Raw genomic sequence first — 22,526 nt, forward strand, 5'->3', positions numbered from 1 at the left:
TGTCGTTCATGGCCCGGCCTCAATGGCCGCCGGGCCGAACCCCCGCTTCAAAACCGCCTCCTCACCACCGAATAGAAGCGGATCTACACCGCCGCCAACACGTCTGAGCGGCGGTGCCGTTGCGCGCGACCGGCGGTCCGCGCGCAACTGTGCATGTTGACAGGCGACGTGCGATCGTCCCCGCACTAATCTTTGCCTCGGGTCGATCCGGTGGCGGGCAGCCCCGATCGCGTCGCTGGACTTCCGGAGGTTCCCGATGCACATGCGCGTTCCGATTCGTTGTCTCCGAGCGGCCGGCGCGATGGCCCTCACGATGGCCACACTCGCCTGTGCTTCGGATGCCACCGGGCCCGATCGGTCCGAGGGCTTCTCGGCCCTCGTGGCCCTGAGCGCGGCGCGGCTCGATCTATCCCGGCAAGTGGCGCTGACCAAATGGGACAGCCGCCAGCCGGTCGCGGATCCGCCGGGCGATCCGCGCGAGCAGGAAGTCGTTGCGGCGGCTGCGCAAGAGGCGGGCGCGCGCGGTTTGCCAGGAGAACTGGTGATCGCGTTCTTCACCGATCAGATCGAAGCGAGCAAACTCGTCCAGTTCGCGCTCATGGCCCGCTGGCGGCGCGAGGGAGGAGCGCCGGCGGAACCTCGCGCAGACCTGAGGAACGAGCTCCGTCCGGCGCTCGATCGGCTCCGCCCCCGGTTCATCGACGAACTCGTCGCGACCCGGTCGCTGCGCGAGCGGCCGGATTGCCGCGAGCGGTTGACGCATGCGACCGCGCGGCACGTCGACGCGCATGGGCTGTCGCCGCTGTTCGCCATCGGGCTGGACCGCGGCCTGGCACGCGTGTGCGCCGAGTGAACGCACGAACTTCCGGCAAGGACCTCGGGTCAGAAGATCTTGCTGACAGGCCGCGGATCCGGCTGCGCCATGCCGAAGAAACCGGAAAGTGCCAGACAGGGTTTGCAGCACAACCGTGCTGCAATGTACGTACGAAAGGTTTGACCATGTCGACAACCACCATTCGCCTGGACGACGCTCTCAAAGAGCGTATCCCCGCAGCTGCGGACTTGGCAGGAAGAACTGCCCATGCTTTCATCGTCGATGCCATCGCTCGGACAGTCGAGCAAGTCGAAGCACAGGAAGAGCTGCATCGCATCGCCGAGAAGCGCTGGGCAAAGTTGCTGGCGACCGGGAGCTTCGTGCCTTGGGACGACGCGAAGAAATACCTTGCTGCTCGTGGGCGGGGCGAGGAACCCGTAAAGCCGCCCGCGCGAAAGCTCGAGCACTGATGGGCAGATGACGCGGATTGAAGTCGCCCCGGAAGCCTCGATGTCTTCGATCGACCCATTGATCGCCCTGCGATATCCAAGCGGTCGCGAGTCCCGCAGGCCAGGCGCGCGGCCGGTGCCTCCATGATCGAGGAATGCGACCAGAGCGAACGGCTCGTCTGCTGGTCAGTGGGCTCTCCCGCGGTATCCGCCGGTTGTGCGCACCGACACGACCCAGAGCCCAGCTGTCGCGCCTTCAGGGGCTGGCGCAGACCCCCGGCATCCGTTGCATCTGCACGGGCCGGGACGGCCCGTGCAGAACGGCTAGCGCTTCACCGCAAGTTCAGGGACGAGTGTCCGAACGAGCAAGCGTTCGAGACGCTGCGGCGGGCCAGGACGGTCGTCACACGCTCACGCCGGGAAGACAACGAAGTCAGGCCGCACAGCAGTTGCCAGCGAATGCTCCCAGCGAAGTTCGAACCCGTTCAGCAACCGCAGAGATCGATCCGTCTTGCATCCCCGTGCTTCCGCGTGATGCTCTGCATCGCATGAGGGGTAGGTCAAGGAGGCCTTCTTTCCTTTCTGGGAGTTGCAGGAAATGCCGAAGTGCCGTTACTTCTCGCAGGTGTAAGTCGTTGATTTGATTGGAATTTGTACTGAATTTTGCCGGAAGGTGCTAAAATTGCATAGCACCACCATGAAACTTGTCGACCGCATGCGTTTGTCAATTCGGCGTCGAGCCGGCCATGTCGTATTGCGCAGCGAACTTGCCGGTTTGGGCAGTGCGTCGCAGGTGTCCGACGCGCTCAGGACCTTGCAGCGCGATGGCGACCTGGTCCGTCTGGGCTCGGGTGTTTACGCCAAAGCCCGGCGGGACGCCCAGACTCGGACGGTGCGGCCGGCGGCGGATTTTCAGACCCTCGCTCGTGAGGCTGCTGCCAAGCTTCACATGACCCCTGGTTCGGCGGCCTCAGGCCACAACGCGCCGATCGCCAGGAGCAACAACGGCAACATCGTTCTGGACACCGGGCACCGGCGCCTTTCGCGCAAGCTGGCGCTCGGCGAGCGCAGGGTGTCCTACATCAACGACCGCACGCGCGCAAAGGTTGCGCCTGCGTCGGATCGCAGGCTGGTCATTCCTGCGACGAACGTGGCTGAATTCGTGCGCGATCTTGCAAGTCGACATCAGGTGAGCTACAGCCCGACGATGTCAGATCAGTGGGCCGAGACTGTCACAAAGCTCGCGGGAGATCCGGTCCGTACTGGCCCTGTGCAGGACCTGCTGGTCGCGCTCCAACGTGCGGGCAAGCTGTCGACTGCGCAGATGACCACGCTGCTGGTCAACTACCTGCGCGAGCGCAAGCAACGTGTTCGATCCATTTAAGGATTTCGAACAGGCGGGTTACCTGCGCAACCGCTACGGGGAGAAGGATTTACAGATCGTTCAGGAGTTGGAGCATCAGCTGTTTCGTGCGGGTCTGGACCAAGCCATCGCCCATTTGGCCAAGCGCAGGCGCCTGGGTTACGACGACTTTCTCGCAGTCCATCGAATTTTGTTCTCGGCGTTCTACCCCTGGGCCGGACAAGATCGGGCGGCTACGGCCCCCGACATCGCGGTGACGAAAGCCGGGACTTGGTTCAGTCACCCGGCCGATGCGCGGCGCGCCGTGGAGGAGGGCCTTCGCATCGCGCGCGACAAGCGTCAGTTCCGCCAACGCTCGGGCGAGGTGATGGGGCTGTTCGCCTACGGCCACCCTTTCTTGGATGGCAATGGGCGGACGATGTTGGTGGTGCACAGCGAACTGTGCCACCGGGCTGGTTTCAGCATCGAATGGCATCGCACCCGCAAGACGGATTGCCTCGAAGCACTGAGCGCCGAGATTGCTTCGCCTGGCAAGGGCATCCTGGATGACTACCTGGAACCGTTCGTGGGTGTTCACCAAGAGCGGCCATTGTGGGGAGGAGTGATCGACACGTTGTCGGGGCTCGATGGTCAGGGCCCCGAGGACACGATCGCTGGCGAACACAGCGACGCTGAGGTCGCGCGACAGTACCGGGACTTCGAGCGCCAGCGGGGCTACAGCGTCGAGCCGGACGATGGGGGTCCGTGAGCGCCAGTTGAGCCGGCGAAATCCGCTCGTGGTTCGCTGGCGGCGCGAGGGAAGGGGGCCGGCCGGACCTCGCGCAGACCTGAGGAACGAGCTCCGTCCGGCGCTCGATCGGCTCCGCCCCCGGTTCATCGACGAACTCGTCGCGACCCGGTCGCTGCGCGAGCGGCCGGATTGCCGCGAGCGGTTGACGCATGCGACCGCGCGGCACGTTGACTCGCATGGGCTGTCGCCGCTGTTCGCCATCGGGCTGGACCACGGCCTGGCACGCGTGTGCGCCGAGTGAACGCACGAACTTCGAGCAAGGACCTCGGGTCAGAAGACCTTGCTGAGGAATCGCTGGATCCGCGGGTCCGCGCAGCTGCCGAAGAACTCGCCGGTCGGCGCGGCCTGCACGATGCGCCCGCCGTCCATGAACGCGACCTTGTCGGCGACCGCCCGCGCGAAGCCCATTTCGTGGGTGATGCAGATCATCGTCATGCCGTCGCGCGCCAGCAGGATCATGGTCTCGAGCACTTCCTTGACCATCTCCGGATCGAGTGCAGACGTGGCCTCATCGAACAGCATGACAGAAGGATTCAGGCAGAGTGCCCGCGCGATGGCGACGCGCTGCTGCTGGCCGCCCGAGAGCTGAGCCGGATAGGCCGACGCCTTCTCGGCGAGCCGGACCTTGTCGAGGTACGCGAGTGCGGTCTGTCGCGCCTCCTGCCGGGAGCGGCGCCGGACCCAGCGCTGCGCCAAGGTGCAGTTCTCTAGCACGGTGAGGTGCGGAAACAGGTTGAACTGCTGGAACACCATGCCGATGTTGGCCCGTACCAGATCGGCATGGCGCATGCGCGGCGAGACTGCGACGCCGTTGACCGTCACGGTGCCGCTTGCGTAGCTCTCGAGTCCGCTGATGCACCGCGCGAGCGTCGATTTTCCTGAACCCGAGGGGCCGCACACGACCACGCGCTCACCGGCCGCGACGCTCAGATGAACGTCGCTGAGCACCTGTTGTGCGTGGAAATGCTTGGACAGCCCCGCGACCGAGACCATCGGGTCGAGAGAGGAGATGGCCGTGCCCATGCTCAGGCTCCCCGCCGATAGAGAAGGGCGGCGGGGCTGTCGCGCCAGGCGCTCAGGCCCCCTGTGCTCACGCGGGTGCGCCCATAGACCATCCAGGCATCGTCGACCGTGCCGATGAACTGCCTCACATGCAGGAGCTCGGGGTGTTTTTCGGCGGCCCAGGCATAGCCGAGGCCGACCGCGTACTTCCCGTCGCTCACGCCCTGGGTGACCTCGGCGACGGTCTCCACGAATTCGATCTGCGGCCACTGGCGGCGGTCGATGTACGGCAGGGTCGGGCGCATGACCGCAAGGGACGCGGGTTGCGCGGCGTCGTGGCGCTGGAGGATCGCCAGATCCTGGCTCGGCGAGATGAAGGTGTCGATCAGGTGGAGGCCGACGAAGTACTTCGCGACCGTCGACACAGCGGCGGGATGCACCGCGCACTGGATCATGAAATCGGCCTCGCCCTGCAGCACGGCATCGGCGCCGCGCTCGAAGTCGGAGACCAGGTCCAGGATCGCGGTGTCGCGAAGGCCGTGGAAGTCGAGGTAGCGGCGGGACACGAATTCGTGGTTACTGCCTGCCGGGCCCAGGGTGAGGAATCTCATGCGTTTGCTTGGGTTCAGTGTGGACGATTCAACGAGGCCTCGAGCGCGCGGACGCCGCGCAGCAGGACGTAGTTGATGGCGAGATAGACGAGGCCTGCGCCGAGAAAGATTTCGTAAGGCGCGTAGGTCTCGGCGGTGAGCAGCCGGGCGCTGCCCGTGAGCTCGAGCAGGGTGACGGTGCTGGCGAGCGACGTCGCCTTGCAGGTCAGGATGATCTCGTTGCCGAAGGCCGGCAGCGCCGTGCGCACCGCGAGCGGCAGGTCGATCAGGCCAAAGGCCTGGACGCGGCCGAGCCCGAGGACGCGGGCGGCCTCGCGCGTCCCCCGCGGGATCGCGGCCAGTGCGGCGCCCAGTGTCTTGCCGGTGTAGGCGGCCGAGTTCAGTCCCAGGGCGATCACCACGCACCAGTAGGGATCGCGCAGCACGGGCCACAGCACGGAATGCCGGATCACGTCGAACTGGCCCGCCCCGTAGTAGAGCAGGAACAGCTGGACCAGCGCCGGGGTCCCGCGAAAGAAGAGCACGTAGGCATGGGCCGCCGCGCGCAGTCCGGCGGCCCGCGCGTTCCTGCCGAGGGCGACGGGGATCGACAAGGTCGTGCCCAGGAGGATGACCCAGGCGGTGAGCTCGAGCGTGAGCCAGGCGCCCTCGACCAGCGCGGGCAGCACGGACCACAGAAGGGTGATGTCGAACATGGGGTCAGGCCGCCAGCGGGCGCGCGGCGCGGCGCTCCGCCCACTCGAGGCACAGCGTGGCGAAGCCGGTCAGCGCAAGATAGATGCAGGCGGCGGCAAGGTACATCGTGAACGGCTCGCGCGTCGCGCCGGAGGCCTCCGCGGCCTTGCGCATGAGTTCGTCGCACCCGACGATGGAGACGATCGATGTCTGCTTGAGCAGAACGATCGACTGGTTGCCGAACGGGGCGAGCGCGAAGCGGGCCGCCTGCGGCAGCACGACGGTCCACAGCGCCTGGGCGCGCGACAGTCCGAGCGTCCCCGCGGCCTCGCGCTGGGTTTTCGGGACCGACAGCAGTGCGCCCCGCGCGATCTCGGCGGCATAGGCGCCGAACGAGAGCGCCAGCGCGGCCACGCCGGCGAGAAAGGTGTCGATCTCGACATAGCGGCCGGTGAGCGCGGCAAGCGTGAGCGAGCCGCCAAAGAAGACGGCGAAGACGATCAGCAGGTCGGGAATGCCCCGGACCACCGCGGCATAGCCGTCGCCGACGGCCCGCAGAATGCGGTGGCCCGAGAGCTGCAGGCCGCAGACGGCTGCGCCGAGCAGCGTGCCGAGCACCAGCGCGGCGGCCGCGAGCTGCAGCGTCGCGAGCGCACCCAGGAGCAACTGCCCGCCAAAACCATGGAGGATGTTCATCGGGGGTCGCGGCGCCTACATCAGCTTGAACGGGAAGTACTTCGCCGTGATGCGGTCGTAGGTGCCGTCGGCCCGGATCGCTTCAAGCGCGGCGTTGATCCTCGCCAGGGTCTGCCCATCGTCCTTGCGCACGGCGATGCCGTTGCCTTCGCCGAGGATGCCGCCCTTGAGCTCCGGGCCGACGAACGCGAAGTCCTTGGCCTCGGGCGTCTTCAGGAAGCCGACGTGGTAGGTGACCATGTTGCCGAGGATGTACTCGACGCGGCCGGCGACGAGATCGAGTTCGGCGGCCTGCGGCGTGTCGTAGAACTTGAGGTCCGCGGCCTGGTAGTTCTGCGCGAGGTAGGCCGCCTGGACCGAGCCGCGCTGCACCCCGATGGTCTTGCCTTTCAGCGCCGCGGGGCCGATGTCCGGCGGCGTTCCCTTGCGCGCGACGAAGCGCGAAATCGTGTCCTTGTACTTGGCCGAGAAGGCCACGCGCTCGCGACGCTGCGGCGTGATCGCCATGCTCGCCACGATCATGTCGTACTTGCGGGCGACGAGGCCCGGAATGATGCCATCCCAGTCCTGCGCGACGATTTCGCACTTGGCCTTCATCTTCTCGCACAGTGCACGCGCGATGTCGACATCCCAGCCCTGGAGCATTCCCTGCGAGTCCTTGAAGCTCCAGGGCGGGTACGAGCCTTCGGTCGCGATGCGGTAGCTGCCCTCGGCGTGGGCCGCGGCCATGCAGAGGCATGACGAGAGCGCCAGGCAGAGGGGCCGGCGAAGCAAGCCGGGAAGCGAAGCGTGGAAGCGCATGGACATTGTCTCCGAGACGAATCGTTGTGATGCGCGAATCGTCGAGGAGCTTCGGAGCGTGCGCAATGCTTGCATCGGATGCAATTGCGCATTCGAAGGACCGCCCTTCGGGCGCAGAGGGGCCAGCGCGCCGGGGGACACGCACATTGCATCGCGGGCAATTCGAGGCGGTGCCCGCGAACGTGCCTGGCGGCGCGCCGGAGGTCTGGAGGCCGCGTCGCGGTGAGCGCATCGATCTGCGCCTCGCCACCGCGCCGCCGCCGGCGAGCTCGTTCCACTCGCCGATTCGCGCCATGGGGCGACCTACAAGCAGGCATCGACCAGGGGTGCGCAAGTTCGCTGGGGAGTGCGGGGGACGCTCTGTGCGTACTTCGATCGAATCGCACGCGATGTCCGTGGAGGAACGCAGGTCGATGACCGTGCCCGGCCCGATCTACGTCGAGAAGGTGCAACTGCCTCAACCCCCGCCACTGATCCGTCTGGCAGCGTTCAAGAACCCCGAGTTTTTCAAAGCGCAGGCGATGCCGAACGAAAGCATGTTTTGATGCGCTGATGCAGATTCAAGTGCGTTGAATTGGAGCGCGCGGCCAGCCACGATCGGTAGCGGCAGTATGGTAAAAAGTATATACGTTGTATATACTTCGTTGGCATCAATGTTTCTGGAGCCGGTCATGTCCAAGGAAGCCATGTTCACCATGAAGCTGGAACCGGAGTTGCGCGACGCCTTCATGGCCGAGGCCGAGGCCAGCCACCGCCCGGCGTCGCAGGTGGTGCGCGAACTGATGCGTGAGTTCATCGAGCGTCAACGGCAGGCCCGTGAATACGACACTTTCCTGCGTGCCAAGGTCGACACGGCGCGTGCGCAGATCGCATCCGGTCAATACGCCAGTGATGCCGACGTCGAGGCTCGCTTTGCTGCCCGTCGCGCTGCACTGCGGGCCAAGGCTGGCGGCGACGCATGAGGGTCCTGTGGACGCTGTCCGCCGAACAAGACCGCGCCGACATCGTCGACTTCATCGCTCAGGACAATCCGCTCGCCGCCATCCGCATGGATGAGACTTTCTCGGCAGCCGTCGGCCGGTTGGCCGAGCACCCCCCTGTTAGGACGGGCAGGACAGATCCCGGGCACCCGTGAGTTGATCCCGCACGAGAGCTATCGGCTGGTCTATGAGGTGCGGGCCGATACCATCTGGATCTTGACCTTGGTGCATACCGCTCGCCAGTGGCCGCCGACCCGGTCGTGATCGACGGCCAGCAGAAGCGCTCGGTTTCTGACGGCGGAAGCGACGGCAAAACACGATGACGCGGAACTGCGACGGGCGGTGTTCATGCGGGGCTTCCGGGCCTCGAATACCACTGAGTGGGGGCTACAGGCACTTCCGTGCGGGCGAGAAGATCGGTCGATGCTGCGTCCACGGCGCTCGCAAGCTGAAGGGTTCGTGCTGGCTGTTGGGTATCGAAACGTTGAAGGGGCTCTCTCGATGGGGCCAGTTTCCTGAGGACGTGAATGGCGAAACGGCCAGGAAGTCAATTGCATCCGTATCCGCGGGCGACTGGCCGTTGTCCAGGTAGCGCGTCAGCACTGCCCAGCGCTTGGGCTGTGGTTCAACGCTGTCGCCATCGCTGAACCGTCCGGAAGCAATCTCCTCGCCTGAACGTGCGTCTGGCCCACGAGTCGGTCAGCGCATCGCTGACCGCAGCACGGGTAGATCAACGGTGCTGTGTAGTTTCAATTTGAAGGCCTGAGCAACCAGTCGCTGGGTCAACGGTGCGCCCTTTCAGATCGTCCGTCGCTAGGCTCCAGCCTTAACCAGAACCGTGATCGCGGCCTCGGGATGCTGTTTGCAAGCGCGACACCAGTCCAAATAAAACAGTACGTCCATATACCTTTCGCCTCGCTCGACTTTGGATACATGGGACTGGTCCACCTTGAGCCGAACTCCAAGTTCTGCCTGTGTCAAGCCGGCCGAGCGCCGAAGGGAGCGCAGATGCTTTCTTAGCACCTCGTATCGGCGATGGTGAATGGACGGTGGCACTTCTCGATGCTCGGAGGCAAATCGAGAAAGGCCATTTCGACCTTTTTTGATTATCATGGATAGCAGGGAGAAATGCTGTTTTGGCCTTTCTCGGGACTCCTCTGCCATGAGATCCAAATGACGCGCCGACAGATCGCTTCGCCTCTGCCAACAGTTCGGCCTCTGCGGTTGCCGATTTCGGTGACGCGTGTCCGCCCGAGGCAATCTGCACCTGTCGTACGCAGCCTGTCTGCGGCTCGCATCGGTGCGCAGGTGAGGGCGCTGCGCATGGCGGCCGAGGTGTCTGGCGGCGAACTGGCCAAGACTTCGGGGATTTCTGCCTCGATGCTTTCTCGCATCGAGCGCGGGTTGGTCTCGCCTTCGGTGGAGACCCTGGAGCGCCTCGCGCAGGGCCTGCATGTGCCTGTCTCGCGCTTCTTCGGTGATCAGGCGCGGCGCACGGACTTTTGCCATGTGCGCGCAGGACATGGTGTCTTGGTCGATCGCATCGGCGCCGTGGCGGACTACCGCTACGAGTTGCTGGGTCACCTCCTGTCGGGCAATCTGTTCGTCGAGCCCTATCTGGTCACGTTGCTGCCAGGTGCCGATCCCTACGTGACCTTCCAGCATCCGGGCCTCAAGTTCCTGTACTTCGTGTCCGGGGAGGTCAGCTACCGCTACGGCGGCAAGTCGGTTGCGGTGGGGGCAGGGGATTCGCTGCTGTTCGATGCGACCGCGCTGCATGGCATCGAGACCATTCATTCGGGGACGGTTTCCTATCTGTCGGTGGTGTTCACGCTACGCGAGTGAGGGGACGCGACACACTGGCCCGTTGAGCGCTGTGGCCGGACGCCTCGGCCCGCTGGCTCCGTTCGGCATCGGGAGACGGTCCGGGCTACATAGACTGTGGGCGTGACTGTGGCTTGTCCGCGTTGCGCTGCACGAACGGACGTACCTTCCTGGGCGAGATGCGTCGTACCTCGTGGCCCGGTCCCATCAGAGCTCGACCCCAGTCATGTGCGCCGCCGCATGCTTTCATCACGACCAGCGCAGTTGCGCGGTTCGCAAACCACTCGAGCAGCTTTGCGCGCTTCAACCGCAATCGCTCGATGCATCTGGTCTTCTGATCGATCCAGAGCAGCTGAAACTCCTTTTTTTAATGTCGATGGCAATGACGGTACGTCCCATGATGGTCTCCAGTTCGCTGATGATGACGACCAGGTCGCCACTCTGGCACTACACGAGCCGTGGCGGAAGCTGCACCAGGAGGTAGGCGTCCATACCATCTGATCAAGTCGTAAATTGGTTTGATGACGACGGGGTGTTGTCCCGCTGCACTCCCAGGCTCATTGCACCGAACATTCCACGCGTTTGAGAGCCTCTGTGGCCCTTTCATGCTGCCTGCGGGCGCACCTGTCCCATCATCGCAATCGGCTTCCTTCTGACCATCCCCAGGTTCGACAGCGCAAATAGCGCGATCGCATGGGCCGTGTTCTTGGCCAGTCCCTTGGATCTCACCTCCGCCAGGCCGAACTGCCGCTTGATCACCCGGAACGGATGCTCGACCTGTGCCCGGATGCTCGCCTTCTGATATTCCTGCTTGTGTGCTCTGGCCCTGGCTCGGCCCTCCGGCATCTCCGCCATGTGGCTGGGCCTGCTCGCCATGTGCCATCGCACATCCCGCTTCACCCGGCCCTGTGCACCTCGGTAGCCCGAGTCCGCCCACATCGCGTCCTCTTTGCCGTGCAGCAAATCGCTCACCTGTTCCACGTCTGCCTCGTTGGCCGCCGTGGTCGGCGAGCTCGTGATCTGCCTGATGCCAAAGAGGCCCGAAGGCTTCGCCGGTCTCGCCCGGGTCATGTGCCGGTTGATGGAACAGACGCACCGATGGAAGCGCTCTGCACAGAAGGCCGAACCGGGGACCAGATTTCTGCTCGCACGTTCGGATGCACAAGAGGAGTTCGCCGCCACCGAGGTGGCGATACAGGGCCGGTAAGTCGCCGGAAAGTCTTCAAGGCAGACGATCCAGAGATCCTGGTTGTCCTGGTGCGAAATCAATGCCTCATTCCGTCGACCCGCGTTCCCTTCATCGCCAATGGAGGAACTGAATCTGCTCGTGTTCCTGTCGATTGCTGCGGGACACGAGCCGCGCGCCTGGCTGGTGTCTGCTGCGGCCGCCATTGCTGTCGGCGGGCCGTGGCTGTGCGCGGTCTTGCTGGGCCGGACGGCCTGGCTGCATCCCAGAGAACGCGCCTTCCTTCTGGCCGTGCTGGCCTGCGCGGCGCTTGCTTCCATGCTGGCGCACGCACTGGCGGCGGGACTGAACAGGCCGCGTCCTTTCATGGTGGGCTTGAGCCCGATGTACATCGAGCACGGTGCGCGCGGTTCACTGCCGAGCGCGCATGCGACGGTCATGTTCACCGTGGCGCTGCTGTGCTTGCGGCGACGCGCGCTGCGGAGCGCAGGCGCGGTGATATTTGCACTGGGCTCACTTACCGGCTGGGCGCGCATTCACGTCGGCGTTCATTTTCCGCTGGACATTCCGGCAGGGCTGCTGCTGGCGCTGGTGCTGGCGGCGGCCTTCAGCGCACTGGGCGCCGTCGTCGCCCGCATCTCTCGCGGTTCAACGCAGTCGTCATGACGTTTGCTGCAGCCACCGCAATGCCGGCCGCCGGTGCAAAAAGCTGGCGGTGGATTCGGCCCTCCAGGTCGCCGACGTGAAGCGATTGGCCATGCTCTTCGCGAAGTTTCGCTGGCTGCCAGGCCTCGGCTCGTGGCTGTTCGAGTCCGGCCTGTTGGACGCCGTTGCCAGCCTCGCCGTCATCGCTGCTGCGGTCAAGATCCTGTTGTTCCTCGACAGTGGCGCGGTGTCGTTCTGGCTGCTGCTTTGTTTCGGCCCTTGATCTTTCGCTGTCCCTGAAATTTGCGTGCGCCGGACCTATGCGCTGTGGTCGGGCCTCATGGTTCACCGTCCCGGCGCGAAGGCGATGACAAATTCGGTGCCCGGCGATGCTGCATGCGCTGACAGCCGCCAGCCATGGGCGAGAGCGATCTCCTGGCATATTGCAAGACCCAGCCCCGTGCCTTCGTCGCGCCGCCCAGCGCCGCGCCAGAAGCGATCGAAGATCATCGGCAAGTCGCGCGCCGGAATGCCGGGACCTTCATCGCGCACCGAGATCTGCCGAGCGTCGGCCATGAGACGCACCACACCATGCGGCGGCGAGTGCTGGATTGCGTTCTCCAGCAGGTTTTTCAGCAGCGTGAACAGCGCGCCTCGGTCCGCCTGCCATGAGACGGCGTTCGGTGCGACACGCAAGTCCAGATACACCTCGCGGCGCGCGGCGAGCCGTCCGATATAGTCGCCGACTTCGTCCACCAGTGCGGCTGCGCCGACCAGGCGGACCTCGTAGTTGCACAACTCCGTCGCTTCGGCAAGGTGCAGAAGTTGGCCGACGTGCCGAGCCATCTGATCCACATCGCGGATCAGTGCGTCGCGATTGAAGGCGGCATCCTCGCCGCCGCTCAGTTCGATCTGTCCGCGGATCAACGAGAGCGGTGTCTTGAGTTCATGCGCAGCCGCCGCAAGAAAATCCTGCTGGGCGATGTAGCCGCTTTCCAAGCGGTCGAGCGCGCGATTGAAGGCCTCGATCAGCGGCAGCATCTCCGAGGGCAATCCTTGCACGCTCAAGCGCGCATCGAGCGTGCGCGGCGTGATGCGTGCGGCGCTTTCGGAGGCCACCCGCAGCGGCCTGAGCATGCGCCCGAGTGTGAAATACATGACCACGGCGAACACCAGGACAGACGCGAGGCACGCCAGCAGAAGGCCTTGCCCGAGCGCCGGCAGACCGACGCTGCGGTCCATGAGCTCGATCAGCCGCTGGCTCACCGCCACCTGCACATACCACCGCTGCCCCTCGTGATCGAGGCCATGTGTTGCTGCACGCACCGCGAGCCTATCCGCGACTGCATCGAACGTGTGGTCGCGCGGCTCGAAGCCCTTGCCCTCCTGCAGTAGCGCCGAAGCGTTTTTCCCTGCCGGCAGCACGACGTCGCCGGTGGCGTCGAGCACGCGCACAGAGGTTTCTTTTCCCATGCCTGAATACAGCCACATGGGGAGCTCCGATTCGTCCAGGCCGCTCGGCCGTCCGCTGGCGTCGAACGCCAGTTGCTGGCCGATCAGGCGGGCATGGGTGGAGATTCCTTCATTCAACGTGTCTCCGCGCAGAAGCATGGTGGCGGCGCTCACGACGACGATCACCACCATGCACACCAGGATGCCGGCCACATACGTTGCCAGCAGCCGCGTGCCCAGGCTACGTGGCCAGTGGAGCTTCGAGAAGCGCATAGCCGCGTCCCCTGGCATTGGCGATCTGCAGCGCGGAGCCCACGGCCTGCAGCTTCTTGCGCAGGCGATGCAGCGCCACATCGAGGGCGTTGGGCGTCACGGCCTCCGAAAGCCCCCAGGCGGCCGATTCGAGCGCGCTGCGGCGTACCGTCTGTCCACCGCTGCGCACGAGGCAAAGCATGATCTGAAGCTCGGCGGGTGCGAGCGTGACGGCCTCGCTGTCGCAGGTCATCGTTCCGTTGTCGGGGTGTATGCAGATGTCGGCATAGGCGGGCGACAGGCTCAGCAATTCGGCCGGTCGCCGCAGCAGAGCGCGCACGCGCGCTACGAGCTCTTCCATCGGAAAAGGCTTGACCAGATAGTCGTCGGCGCCCGACTCCAGACCGTCGACACGGTCGTGCAAGGCATCCCGCGCCGTCAGCATCAGGCAGGGCGTTCGCGTGCCGACTGCACGCAGCCGCCGCACCAGTTCGAGACCGTCTCCATCGGGTAGCCCCCGATCGATCACAAGCGCTGCGTAGGGCGTTCGGCGCAGGGCGTGCCAGGCGACATCGACACGCCCGAACACATCGGTCTCGATGCCCGCGCCAACAAGCGCCTTGCACACCAGGGTGGCCATGCGGTCGTGGTCTTCGATGAGCGCGATGCGGTTCATGCAGCCAGGGTTGCCTCAGAAGCGAAAGAGATAGCCAACCGAGAGCGAGGTCTGGCTCGATCGGTCGACCAGCGGGCTGTTCTTGATTTGCTTGCCCAACCGGGTGGCGCTGAGGTCGACAAACACCGTCTGTTGGCGATCGATTGCGTAGTCGACGCGCAGCCCGATTTCCGTGTTGACTGTCGAAGCGCCCAGGTATGCAGGTCGTCCGGGGCGGCTCTCTTCGGTGCGCACGCCGTAGTAGTAGTCCACGTATTTCCTATCCAGCCAGTTGGCCGCAATGCGCGGCGTCAACGTGAAGCTGCCCGCGCGAAAATCGTGCTGCACGCCGAGCCGAAATTGCTGCCCCTTGCTCTTGCCCGAGGCATCGCCCAGCCATTCGGCCGAGATGTCGGCGATTTCGTTGTGCCAGGTGACGCCGGCGCCGAGCCACACGCTGCCCTTGCGTTCCTGCATGCCCTCCAGGATGGGGGCATCGCTCGGCTCGTAGCCGCCGAGGCCGTATTTGGCGCGCAGGCCGAAGGACAAGGATGAATTGGAGCCCAGTTCGATCTCCGGGAGCTTGAGCTCCGCCCCTGCACCAAGGACTCGCACATAACGGTTTTCATAGTAGATGAGCGGAATGCCCTGGGTCTTTGTGCCCGCGCCGGTATATGGCTGCTGCTTGACCCCGGCTGCCATGCCAAGGCCCCAGCGAGAGGCATCGGCCGACGGTTGAGGCTGCGGCTCGGTGGCCGCCGGCGTTGGATTGAGGCTGCCGTCCTGCGCCCACGCGGCGGGCGAGGCAAGGAGCGTTAGCGAGGCACCGAAAAGCAAAGGGCAAAAAGCAAAGAACGTACGAGTCGACGAAGCACGCGGCATGGCGGAGCCAATCAGGGTTGTGAGGAAGCTCCGATCGTCGATGCGCTCGTCTTACCGGACTCTTACCGGCGCCGTCGGCGCGCCGAAGCAAACAGGACCATCATTGGTCAGCGTCGTAGGCATCGATGTCGTGAATGAGTTTGGCTTCATACATGCGGTCGAGGTCCTGCTCTTCGTGGCTGAACACGACGCGGCTGCGTTCCGATGTCATGTACGCCATGAGGTACATCACCGTCTTGCCCACATCCTTGCTGACGAGGCGTGCAACACATAGCAACGGTGAGCCGACCTCTACATGCAAGCTCGCTGCCACATGAGGTTCTGCGGCAACCGCAGAAATCTCCTCGGTCACGTACCGAAACCGCACGCCCTGCGACAGCAGCATTTCGGTGATCGAGCGTTTCTCGAGCGTGTCATTCTTGATGGTGCCTGCGTATTCCGGCATTACCCAGGAGTCGATGAAGAGCAGGGGAACGCCGGATATGGAGCGAAGACGGCTGGCGTACATCACTTGCGCATCATCGGCCAGTCCCATGGCCGCCGCTACCGAGGGCGGTGGCGAGCACTTCGATACCTCCAGAACAGTGACCTTGGTCTGCTTCGACCGTTTCGCCAGGGATTCGGTGAACGTGGAGCCGGTGCGGTTCTGAGGCTTGGCAGCCGTCTGCTTGACGAAGGTGCCTCGTCCGAGGCGCTTCTCCAGCCATCCTTCTTCCACCAGGTCCGCTACCGCGCGCCGCACCGTGATGCGCGAGACGCCGAATGACTGGCAAAGCTGATCCTCGGTGGGTATCGGGTCGCCTTCCCTGTAGGCGCCCCGCCTGATCTGTTCCCGAAGGGCCAGGAACAGCTGGCGATGCAAGAGGTCACCGCGTTCTCGGCGAAGGATCACTGACATTGTGTCTTCTCGACTCATCTTGTGGCTGAAGCTTGCATTGTCAGGGAGGTCCGTCGGCAGCCCCCGCATCGAACGACGGGGCGGGTTTTCACTAGCATGTAATTATGACATCATGCTTGCATAATGTCCCTACCGATTTGCAAGCGGCCTCGGCGCCTGACATTCGGCCAACAAATCCAGATTCATCCGCCAGAGGAGACACTGTGAAGAATGGAACGATGGGGCGCCGCATTGCGGTGGCAGGCGGCGCTACGCTCGCGGTGAGCGGTCTTGCTTTTGCGCAGACGAGCAGCGTGCAGATCTATGGGCGGATCTCTGCGGGCATCACGCACAAGACCCATCAAACCGGGGCCAAGACCGAGCTGAGCAACTACTTGCTCAACGGGTCCTATCTGGGGTTCCGCGGCGGCGAGGATCTCGGCGGTGGCCTGAGAGCGATCTTTCGTCTCGAAACCAACATCGACACGGACACCGGCGAGATGGGTTCTCGGGGAAAGTTCTGGCATCGCGAATCGACTGTCGGCCTTGCCAGCGAGGCGTTCACGCTCACGCTCGGGCGCCAGTTCCACGCCTCCACGGACCGTGTCACCCGGAGCCTGGACGTGTTCAGTGTGAGCGGGGCGAGCCTGCACGTCACGCCGCTGGCGCTGTACGGGGTCAACAAGTTTGCAGGCAACGACTCGCGCAGCGACGACGTGATCAAGGTCCGGTGGGACGGCCCGGCAGGAATCACAGCGGCCTTGAGTGCCGCGCCGAACGAAGGCTCCGGCCGGAGCATGGCTTTCGACCTGGCCCAGATCACCAATACATACACCGTTGCCCTTTACGGCGTGACTTTCAAGTCGCCGACGCTCGCGGCAACGGGTCTCTATCCGCAACACACCGTTCTTGGTGCAGGCGGACAGCTTCGCCTGGGCAGCAGTGCGCGCCTCTACCTGAATGCGGCGCGTGCCACGCTCGATGGTTCCGCAAGGGGCAGGCCGGAACAGGCCAACACATTGATCACGCCGGGCTTGCGGTATGACATGGCGCCGTTCATCTTCAAGTTCTCGTACACGCTGGACAGCGGCAAGAACATCAACAACGTGGCGGGCCGCGACGGCAAGAAGAAGACCGCGATTGCCGCCGTCGACTACCAACTCTCCCGGCGCACGGCACTGAGCTTTTCGGTCTTCAGCAACTCCTTCTCGGACGGGTACAGGCTCGACCCCGTCAACATTGCCGGGCTGACCCGGGATCCATCGCGTTCTTCCACTTCCGGCTATGCGATCGGGGTCCGTCACGACTTCTGAGTTCTTCCTTCGGCCCCGGGCGGAGAGAACCGCCCAGGTCCGCGCGACCTTCCAATCCTCTGAAAAGAAAGACAGTCATGGCCCTGCAAGGCAATGTGAAAGTACTGGTGCCCTGCGGTTCCCTTGGATCGGGGGTCCGCGAGAGCGAAATCGAATATGGGTTGGCCAAGGGTGCCAACGTGATTGCAACGGACGCCGGCTCCACCGACAGCGGGGCGGCCTATCTTGCGCTGGGCAAATCCAAAAACAACCGCGGGGCGGTCAAGCGCGACCTGGGCATCCTGCTGCGCGCCCATGCGAAGACGCGCATCCCGATCATCGTCGGCACGGCGGGCCAGGCGGGCGGCGATCTCAACGTCGACTGGACCCGGGACATTCTTCTGGAGCTTGTCCAGGAGCTGGGCATCTCGCCGAAGATCGCGCTGCTGTACTCCGAGCAGGAGAGGGCCAGCCTCAAGGCGTTCAACCGGCAAGGCAAGGTGAGGCCATTGCCTCCGCTCGGCCCGTTGGAGGACGCGACCATCGACGCATGCGAGCACATCGTCGGCCTGATGGGCGTAGAGCCCTTCGTTGCCGCACTGGAAGCGGGCGCAGACGTCGTCATCGGCGGAAGGGCCACTGACACGGCCGTGCTGGCCAGCTTCGCGATCTGGAAGGGCGCACCCTGGGGGGCTTCGTGGCACGCCGGCAAGATTGCGGAATGCGGCGCGCAATGCTGTCTCAATCCGGCCGACGGAGCCGGGGTCCTGCTGACCATCGATGAGGGGGGCTTCGAAGTGGAGCCACTGTCAGCAACCAACCGGTGTACGCCGCACAGTGTGTCCAAGCACATGCTGTACGAAAACAGCGACCCCCACTATTTGCACGAACCTGGCGGAATTCTGGACGTGACTGGCGCAGCCTATACGCAGCTCGGCGAGCGCGCCGTGCGCGTGGAGGGTGCCAAGTGGGTCGCACAGCCCTACACGATGAAGCTCGAAGGAGCAGCTGCTGGAAACTACCAGACGCTGATGCTCATCGGCATTCAGGATCCCGACGTTCTCAACAACGTCAACGCATTCCACGATCGGCTGCTGGACGCGCTCTACGAACGCACCCGCAAGTCGATTCCCGCAGAGGAGTTGGGTGAATTCCACATCTCGCTTCGCATGTATGGCTGGAACGCCGTGACCGGCGACGTGCCGGTGAACGTTCCGCCTCCACGGGAGATAGGGGTGCTGCTGGTTGCCACAGCCAAGACCCAGGAGCTGGCCAATGCAATCGCTCACGCATGCAACCCGTACTTCTTTCACTACCCGGTCGTGATGAACAAGGAGCTGCCCAGCTACGGTTTTGCCTTCAGCCCCGCAGACGTTCCGCGCGGCCAGGTCTTCGAATTCAAGCTCAACCACGTTGTGGCCGTCGAAGACCCCTTGTCGATGGTTCGCATGGTCTGGATCGACAAACACGGCAAAGCAATCGCGGCCTGAACGGAATCAAGAAGGAATCAGTTATGCCCAAGCTGCGTGAAGTCTGTCACCACATCCGCTCCAAGGTCGCCGGCCCCTTCTGGGTCACGGTCGACCTCTTCTTTGACGGGGAGGAAAAGTACAGGAAGTACCGGGACTGCGAAGAACTTTCCCCCGAGCTGTTCCATCGGCTGTACGGCGTGGATCCAAGCCTCGTCAAGCGCATTCCGGTCGATTCCCTTCATGTGCTGAAGATCTCCTTTCCGCGAGCGAGCCCTCAAGGGGGAATGGTCGAACGCGACATGCACTCCGGTCAGCAGTACGTGCGATTGCTCGATATCGAACTGAAGAGATGAACCAGCATCGCGCGCTCCAAAGGCGCAAGTTTGTTGCGGCTGCGCTTGGCAGCGCAGTGCTTGGCTCCGCATGGGGTTCGACCTACCCGGACAAGCCGATCAAGATCGTTCTACCGGTTTCGCCCGGTTCCGCCATCGATGCGACCGCACGAAGGCTTGCCCCTGTGCTCGAAGGCCCGCTCGGCCAGCCGCTGGTCATCGACAACCGGCCCGGTTCGGCAGGCTTGATTGCGACCTCCCAGCTGGTTCGCAGTCCCGCTGACGGCTACACGCTTGCCATTGTGGCGTCGACGCATTGCATCACGCCGCATCTCTACAAGGCGAGCTTCCACCCTGTGCAGGACGTGCAGCCCGTCGTTGCGCTCACCTCGGGACCGATGATCTTTGTCGTGCATGCGAGCGTGCCCGCGAAGGACATCCAGCAGTTCGTTTCCTACGCCAGGTCCCGTCCGGAGAAGGAATCCGTGCCGATGGGCAATTCCGGAAACGGCACGCCGCTCCACATCGCCAGCGCGCTGATGTCCTTGAAGGCAGGGTTCACGGCGCTTCATGTTCCATACAAGGGCATCGGGGCGTTCTCGACGGATCTCGCCGGAGGCCAGGTTCTGGCCGGTTTTCTTCCACTGGTCGCAGCGGCTGCGCTGATCAAGGCCGGGCAGATACGGGCCCTGGGCATCAGCACGCTCAAGCGGCTGCCGGCATTGCCTGATGTGCCTACCTTGGCAGAGTCAGGGATTCCCGACTTCGAGGTCGATGGCTGGCTGGCGCTGATAGCGCCGAAGGGAACGCCCTTGGCGATCGTGCAGCGCCTCAATGGCGAATTCAACAACGCACTTCGCACGCCCGAACTCGAGCGGTTTGTTGCCGACAGCGGCGGCGCCGTCATCGGAGGCACGGCAAAAGACTGCGAAAGCCTGTTTCAGCGCGATTTCGCCGGATACGGCCGCTTGATCGCCGAGGCCGGCATCAAGGCCGATTGAGCTGTGCGACATCCGCATCGACTGGCGCAAGCCCGCTGACGACCCGACCCATGCCACTCAAGAAAATGTTTCAGTGGGCGCTGCTGATCGGAGGCGCCGGGGCCTGCGTCGCCCTGCTTCGCGCGCTCCATGTTCCCGGTGCGGTGCTGCTGGGCCCGATGCTGGTCGCCATCGGTTTCGCGCTGAGCGGGGTGGGACTGGAACTGAAGGCTGGCATTTTCCTGCCCGTTCAGGCGGTGCTCGGCTGCATGGTGGCCTCCGTTGTCAGCTGGGACCTGCTGCAACTCATCGCGGACCACTGGGCAGTGGTGCTGGCCGTCAATGTCTTGAGCGTGGTTGCTGCCGGCGCCGTCGCCGTGGTGTTCACGCGCAGTGGCTGGCTGCCGGGCCAGTCGGCCATCTGGGGGCTGTCCCCGGGCGCGGCCTCGACCATGATGATGCTGGGCGAACAGCGAGGCGCCGACCCGCGGGTGATCGCCTTGATGCAGCACCTTCGCATCGTCTGCGTGACACTGACAGCCATTGCAGTCGCGGGTCTTGCCGGTGCAGGCAGCGGGTCCGACGCTTCCGCTTCGCCGCCGGTGACGGTGTTTCTCTCTGGCGCAGTGTCTGTCGATGTTGCCGCAACCCTTGCGGGACTGATCGCCGCAGGCGTTGCAGTTGCCATCGCAGCCAAGTGGGGGCAGGCGGCGTTCTGGGTGCCTGTCATCGTGGGCAGCGGGTTGCACGCGGCAGGGCTGGCGGCTGTCCAGGTTCCGGCCGTTGTTGCGGCTGCCGCCTTTGCGTTCGGCGGCTGCTATGCGGGCCTGCGCTTCAACAGGCAGGTGCTGCTCGACTGCCTTCACCTGATGCCGGCGATGGTCCTCGGGATTCTTCTGATGATCGGGTCGTGCATCGCGCTGATGTGGCCGATTCTTCGTTCATTCGAGGGCATCGATGTGCTCACGGCCTTTCTCGCAATCATGCCCGGCGGCATCGATGCAGCCGTGGCTGTGGCTCATGGCATGCACGCCTGTGTGCCGGTGATTCTTGCGGTGCAGGTCATGCGGCTCATCGTCGTCACGCTCCTGGCGCCTCAGATGGCGCGGCTCGTGTCCAGGTACTGCAAACCTCGCCAACCCGGATGAACAACGACCAACCGCACCCGAGCGTGCCTGCCACTGTCTCTTTGCCACTAGCGCGGCCACGACCACGAAGCTGAAAAGGTATCAATAAATGGCCCCACGGAACCCTGAAATCAACCGCTTCAACAAGAAGGCTGCGTTCTTCGTTGCGCTGGCGCTGTTCGCGCAGGAGTCGGTCTGGAACTTCTACGACGCGCAAGTTCCCGCCTCGCTCAGGCAGTACATCAGCAGCGCCGCTGTCATCGGCCTGCTGATGGGGGTGGACAACCTGCTGGGAATCTTCGTGCAGCCCTGGATGGCCCACATGTCGGACCAGCACAAGGCCAAGGGCGGCAACCGGTTCCGATTCCTGCTCATCGGCGCGCCTGTGGCCGCAGTGCTGTTCGCGCTCATACCGTGGGCGATTTCGTTCGAAATGCTGCTGGTTTCGATGATCGGCTTCGCATTTGTGGCAAACGGCTTCAAGTCCATTGCGGAGTCGCTCACCGCCGACTACCAGGCGCCGAACCATCGAAGCAAGGGCAACGCGGTGGCCCGCATCGGCGTGGCGTTGACCATTCTTGCGTCGGCTGCCATCAGCTTCATCGTGGTGGACAAGGACTTGCGCCTGGCGTTCTTCATCCCGGCGGTGCTCCTGGTGATCGGCATGTACATCGCATGCAAGGGGCTGTCATCGCAAGAGGCCCACGGTGCGGTGGAGGGCGCCGAAGAAGACACCGTGCAGCTCAACCTGAAGGAGCTGGTCCTGGATGTCTTCACTTCGCCGGACAAGCGCCGGCTGCTTCTGCTGCTGGCCGTGTTTGGCGCCAATGGCACCTGGACGGCGATCCGGTCCCAGCTGACGCCCTACCTGATGGAGGTGCTCGAACTGTCGCGGGGCACCGCCGGCTCCATCGGCTTTCCGGCCGGTATCGCGTTTCTGGTGGCGGCCATACCGGTGGCCGTCATTGCCGATCGAACGAGCCGTGCCGCGGTTTGCATGCTCGGCATGATCGTCGTCGCCCTTGGCTGTGTCGCGGTGTTCTTCGCGACGAGCACGGTCCAGGTTGCAACGGCCATGGCCCTGATGGCCGTCGGATGGGCCGCCTTTGCCATCAATGCGGTCGCGATTCTCTGGAGCATCGTGCCCAACCAGAAGTACCTGGGCACCTACACCGGCCTCTACTGGACAGCGGCGGCCATTGGCCAGACGCTGATGCCGGCCTTCCTGGGCCTTCTGGTCGACCTGACGGCATGGCGCTACATGATGCTGCATGCGGCTGTGCTGTCTTGCCTCTCCGCGCTGCTGATGCTGAAGGTCGTCCGCGGGCCCACTCCCCGGCGGCGCGAACAGGTGGAGGGAGCCTGAAGC

The 22,526-nt window shown here is 64.2% G+C and carries 30 protein-coding genes; 18 read left to right on the forward strand and 12 right to left on the reverse strand.

The genetic code is table 11. From position 1 onward, the window contains the following. Nucleotides 1-301: 301 nt before the first annotated feature. From EJO66_RS20325 to EJO66_RS20345, 5 genes are all read left to right on the forward strand, one after another. Nucleotides 302-853 (forward strand): chorismate mutase, encoded by a 552-nt coding sequence (locus tag EJO66_RS20325; protein ID WP_276311987.1) that lies wholly within the window; start codon nt 302-304, stop codon nt 851-853. A 146-nt stretch (nt 854-999) separates the two neighbouring features. Then, nucleotides 1,000-1,284 carry a CopG family ribbon-helix-helix protein gene (locus EJO66_RS20330; RefSeq protein ID WP_125965922.1) on the forward strand — a complete coding sequence of 95 codons (285 nt, stop codon included), beginning with the start codon at nt 1,000-1,002 and terminating at the stop codon, nt 1,282-1,284. A gap of 123 nt (nt 1,285-1,407) precedes the next feature. Then, nucleotides 1,408-1,815: an integrase core domain-containing protein gene (locus tag EJO66_RS33380; RefSeq protein WP_125965923.1), complete on the forward strand. Its 408-nt coding sequence runs from the start codon at nt 1,408-1,410 to the stop codon at nt 1,813-1,815. A gap of 145 nt (nt 1,816-1,960) precedes the next feature. After that, complete coding sequence (locus EJO66_RS20340) at nt 1,961-2,647, forward strand: hypothetical protein (RefSeq protein ID WP_125965924.1); 687 nt, start codon at nt 1,961-1,963, stop codon at nt 2,645-2,647. Then, nucleotides 2,631-3,374 carry a Fic/DOC family protein gene (locus tag EJO66_RS20345; protein ID WP_125965925.1) on the forward strand — a complete coding sequence of 248 codons (744 nt, stop codon included), beginning with the start codon at nt 2,631-2,633 and terminating at the stop codon, nt 3,372-3,374. The genes EJO66_RS20340 and EJO66_RS20345 overlap by 17 nt, the downstream gene beginning before the upstream one ends. A gap of 312 nt (nt 3,375-3,686) precedes the next feature. Here EJO66_RS20345 and EJO66_RS20355 read toward each other — a convergent pair whose 3' ends face one another. Genes EJO66_RS20355 through EJO66_RS20375 form a run of 5 tightly spaced genes read right to left on the reverse strand, consistent with a single transcriptional unit; the run spans nt 3,687 to nt 7,129 of the window. Continuing rightward, complete coding sequence (locus tag EJO66_RS20355; protein ID WP_125965926.1) at nt 3,687-4,439, reverse strand: amino acid ABC transporter ATP-binding protein; 753 nt, start codon at nt 4,437-4,439, stop codon at nt 3,687-3,689. A 2-nt stretch (nt 4,440-4,441) separates the two neighbouring features. After that, entirely contained in the window at nt 4,442-5,029 is a 588-nt protein-coding gene (locus EJO66_RS20360) for a TAXI family TRAP transporter solute-binding subunit (protein WP_125965927.1), read from the reverse strand. A gap of 14 nt (nt 5,030-5,043) precedes the next feature. Next, nucleotides 5,044-5,724 carry an ABC transporter permease gene (locus tag EJO66_RS20365; RefSeq protein WP_124959983.1) on the reverse strand — a complete coding sequence of 227 codons (681 nt, stop codon included), beginning with the start codon at nt 5,722-5,724 and terminating at the stop codon, nt 5,044-5,046. A gap of 4 nt (nt 5,725-5,728) precedes the next feature. After that, entirely contained in the window at nt 5,729-6,400 is a 672-nt protein-coding gene (locus tag EJO66_RS20370) for an ABC transporter permease subunit (RefSeq protein WP_125965928.1), read from the reverse strand. 15 nt (nt 6,401-6,415) lie between these two features. Next, nucleotides 6,416-7,129: an ABC transporter substrate-binding protein gene (locus EJO66_RS20375; protein ID WP_125966020.1), complete on the reverse strand. Its 714-nt coding sequence runs from the start codon at nt 7,127-7,129 to the stop codon at nt 6,416-6,418. 485 nt (nt 7,130-7,614) lie between these two features. Between EJO66_RS20375 and EJO66_RS33225 the strand changes: the two genes are divergently transcribed. The 4 genes from EJO66_RS33225 to EJO66_RS20390 all read left to right on the forward strand — a co-directional run bounded on the left by EJO66_RS33225 (nt 7,615) and on the right by EJO66_RS20390 (nt 8,445). Next, on the forward strand, nt 7,615-7,746 hold the full coding sequence (locus EJO66_RS33225; protein ID WP_276311986.1) for a hypothetical protein: 132 nt from the start codon (nt 7,615-7,617) through the stop codon (nt 7,744-7,746). 126 nt (nt 7,747-7,872) lie between these two features. Then, nucleotides 7,873-8,163: an antitoxin of toxin-antitoxin stability system gene (locus tag EJO66_RS20385; protein WP_124959986.1), complete on the forward strand. Its 291-nt coding sequence runs from the start codon at nt 7,873-7,875 to the stop codon at nt 8,161-8,163. Beyond that, nucleotides 8,160-8,336 carry a type II toxin-antitoxin system RelE/ParE family toxin gene (locus tag EJO66_RS33385; RefSeq protein ID WP_420856698.1) on the forward strand — a complete coding sequence of 59 codons (177 nt, stop codon included), beginning with the start codon at nt 8,160-8,162 and terminating at the stop codon, nt 8,334-8,336. The genes EJO66_RS20385 and EJO66_RS33385 overlap by 4 nt, the downstream gene beginning before the upstream one ends. Then, nucleotides 8,254-8,445: a type II toxin-antitoxin system RelE/ParE family toxin gene (locus EJO66_RS20390; RefSeq protein WP_420856699.1), complete on the forward strand. Its 192-nt coding sequence runs from the start codon at nt 8,254-8,256 to the stop codon at nt 8,443-8,445. Before EJO66_RS33385 ends, EJO66_RS20390 begins: the two co-directional genes overlap by 83 nt. On the opposite strand, the gene EJO66_RS32610 is transcribed toward EJO66_RS20390, so the two are convergent. Together EJO66_RS32610 and EJO66_RS20395 are read right to left on the reverse strand one after the other, a co-directional pair. Further along, entirely contained in the window at nt 8,367-8,531 is a 165-nt protein-coding gene (locus EJO66_RS32610) for a hypothetical protein (protein WP_164547867.1), read from the reverse strand. The two genes, EJO66_RS20390 and EJO66_RS32610, sit on opposite strands and share 79 nt — an antisense overlap. A 463-nt stretch (nt 8,532-8,994) precedes the next feature. After that, nucleotides 8,995-9,237 (reverse strand): helix-turn-helix domain-containing protein, encoded by a 243-nt coding sequence (locus tag EJO66_RS20395; RefSeq protein ID WP_124960075.1) that lies wholly within the window; start codon nt 9,235-9,237, stop codon nt 8,995-8,997. A gap of 225 nt (nt 9,238-9,462) precedes the next feature. On the opposite strand from EJO66_RS20395, the gene EJO66_RS20400 reads away from it, so the two are divergent. Beyond that, nucleotides 9,463-10,026 (forward strand): helix-turn-helix domain-containing protein, encoded by a 564-nt coding sequence (locus EJO66_RS20400; RefSeq protein WP_206168874.1) that lies wholly within the window; start codon nt 9,463-9,465, stop codon nt 10,024-10,026. A gap of 582 nt (nt 10,027-10,608) precedes the next feature. On the opposite strand, the gene EJO66_RS33020 is transcribed toward EJO66_RS20400, so the two are convergent. Next, nucleotides 10,609-11,397, reverse strand: coding sequence for a transposase (locus EJO66_RS33020; RefSeq protein WP_420856700.1), 789 nt, complete (start codon nt 11,395-11,397; stop codon nt 10,609-10,611). Between EJO66_RS33020 and EJO66_RS20410 the strand changes: the two genes are divergently transcribed. Both EJO66_RS20410 and EJO66_RS20415 read left to right on the forward strand, forming a co-directional pair. Then, a complete protein-coding gene (locus EJO66_RS20410; protein WP_124959989.1) occupies nt 11,312-11,857 on the forward strand; it encodes a phosphatase PAP2 family protein in 546 nt (181 codons plus the stop codon). The two genes, EJO66_RS33020 and EJO66_RS20410, sit on opposite strands and share 86 nt — an antisense overlap. 49 nt (nt 11,858-11,906) lie before the next feature. Then, the gene (locus EJO66_RS20415) at nt 11,907-12,119 is read left to right on the forward strand and encodes a hypothetical protein (protein ID WP_125965930.1); all 213 of its coding nucleotides are present in this window, start codon (nt 11,907-11,909) and stop codon (nt 12,117-12,119) included. Nucleotides 12,120-12,181: 62 nt separating this feature from the next. Here EJO66_RS20415 and EJO66_RS20420 read toward each other — a convergent pair whose 3' ends face one another. The 4 genes from EJO66_RS20420 to EJO66_RS20435 all read right to left on the reverse strand — a co-directional run bounded on the left by EJO66_RS20420 (nt 12,182) and on the right by EJO66_RS20435 (nt 15,975). Further along, complete coding sequence (locus EJO66_RS20420) at nt 12,182-13,561, reverse strand: HAMP domain-containing sensor histidine kinase (RefSeq protein ID WP_164547868.1); 1,380 nt, start codon at nt 13,559-13,561, stop codon at nt 12,182-12,184. Then, nucleotides 13,530-14,216, reverse strand: a complete 687-nt coding sequence (locus tag EJO66_RS20425; protein WP_124959992.1) for a response regulator transcription factor — start codon at nt 14,214-14,216, stop codon at nt 13,530-13,532. The genes EJO66_RS20420 and EJO66_RS20425 overlap by 32 nt, the downstream gene beginning before the upstream one ends. Nucleotides 14,217-14,231: 15 nt before the next feature. Beyond that, nucleotides 14,232-15,077 carry a MipA/OmpV family protein gene (locus EJO66_RS20430; RefSeq protein WP_125965932.1) on the reverse strand — a complete coding sequence of 282 codons (846 nt, stop codon included), beginning with the start codon at nt 15,075-15,077 and terminating at the stop codon, nt 14,232-14,234. Between the two features lie 100 nt (nt 15,078-15,177). Further along, the gene (locus EJO66_RS20435; protein WP_164547869.1) at nt 15,178-15,975 is read right to left on the reverse strand and encodes a GntR family transcriptional regulator; all 798 of its coding nucleotides are present in this window, start codon (nt 15,973-15,975) and stop codon (nt 15,178-15,180) included. Nucleotides 15,976-16,178: 203 nt separating this feature from the next. On the opposite strand from EJO66_RS20435, the gene EJO66_RS20440 reads away from it, so the two are divergent. From EJO66_RS20440 to EJO66_RS20465, 6 genes are all read left to right on the forward strand, one after another. Then, nucleotides 16,179-17,267 carry a porin gene (locus EJO66_RS20440; protein WP_164547870.1) on the forward strand — a complete coding sequence of 363 codons (1,089 nt, stop codon included), beginning with the start codon at nt 16,179-16,181 and terminating at the stop codon, nt 17,265-17,267. Between the two features lie 77 nt (nt 17,268-17,344). Beyond that, entirely contained in the window at nt 17,345-18,736 is a 1,392-nt protein-coding gene (locus tag EJO66_RS20445; protein ID WP_124959996.1) for an acyclic terpene utilization AtuA family protein, read from the forward strand. A gap of 23 nt (nt 18,737-18,759) precedes the next feature. Then, a complete protein-coding gene (locus EJO66_RS20450; protein ID WP_124959997.1) occupies nt 18,760-19,071 on the forward strand; it encodes a DUF4387 domain-containing protein in 312 nt (103 codons plus the stop codon). Continuing rightward, a complete protein-coding gene (locus EJO66_RS20455) occupies nt 19,068-20,051 on the forward strand; it encodes a Bug family tripartite tricarboxylate transporter substrate binding protein (protein WP_125965934.1) in 984 nt (327 codons plus the stop codon). The genes EJO66_RS20450 and EJO66_RS20455 overlap by 4 nt, the downstream gene beginning before the upstream one ends. Before the next feature lie 50 nt (nt 20,052-20,101). Continuing rightward, the gene (locus tag EJO66_RS20460) at nt 20,102-21,178 is read left to right on the forward strand and encodes an AbrB family transcriptional regulator (RefSeq protein WP_125965935.1); all 1,077 of its coding nucleotides are present in this window, start codon (nt 20,102-20,104) and stop codon (nt 21,176-21,178) included. Nucleotides 21,179-21,266: 88 nt separating this feature from the next. Further along, nucleotides 21,267-22,523, forward strand: coding sequence for an MFS transporter (locus tag EJO66_RS20465; RefSeq protein WP_124960000.1), 1,257 nt, complete (start codon nt 21,267-21,269; stop codon nt 22,521-22,523). Nucleotides 22,524-22,526: the final 3 nt, after the last annotated feature.

The sequence above is a fragment of the Variovorax beijingensis genome, assembly GCF_003951285.1.
Classification (GTDB): Bacteria; Pseudomonadota; Gammaproteobacteria; order Burkholderiales; family Burkholderiaceae_C; genus Variovorax; species Variovorax beijingensis.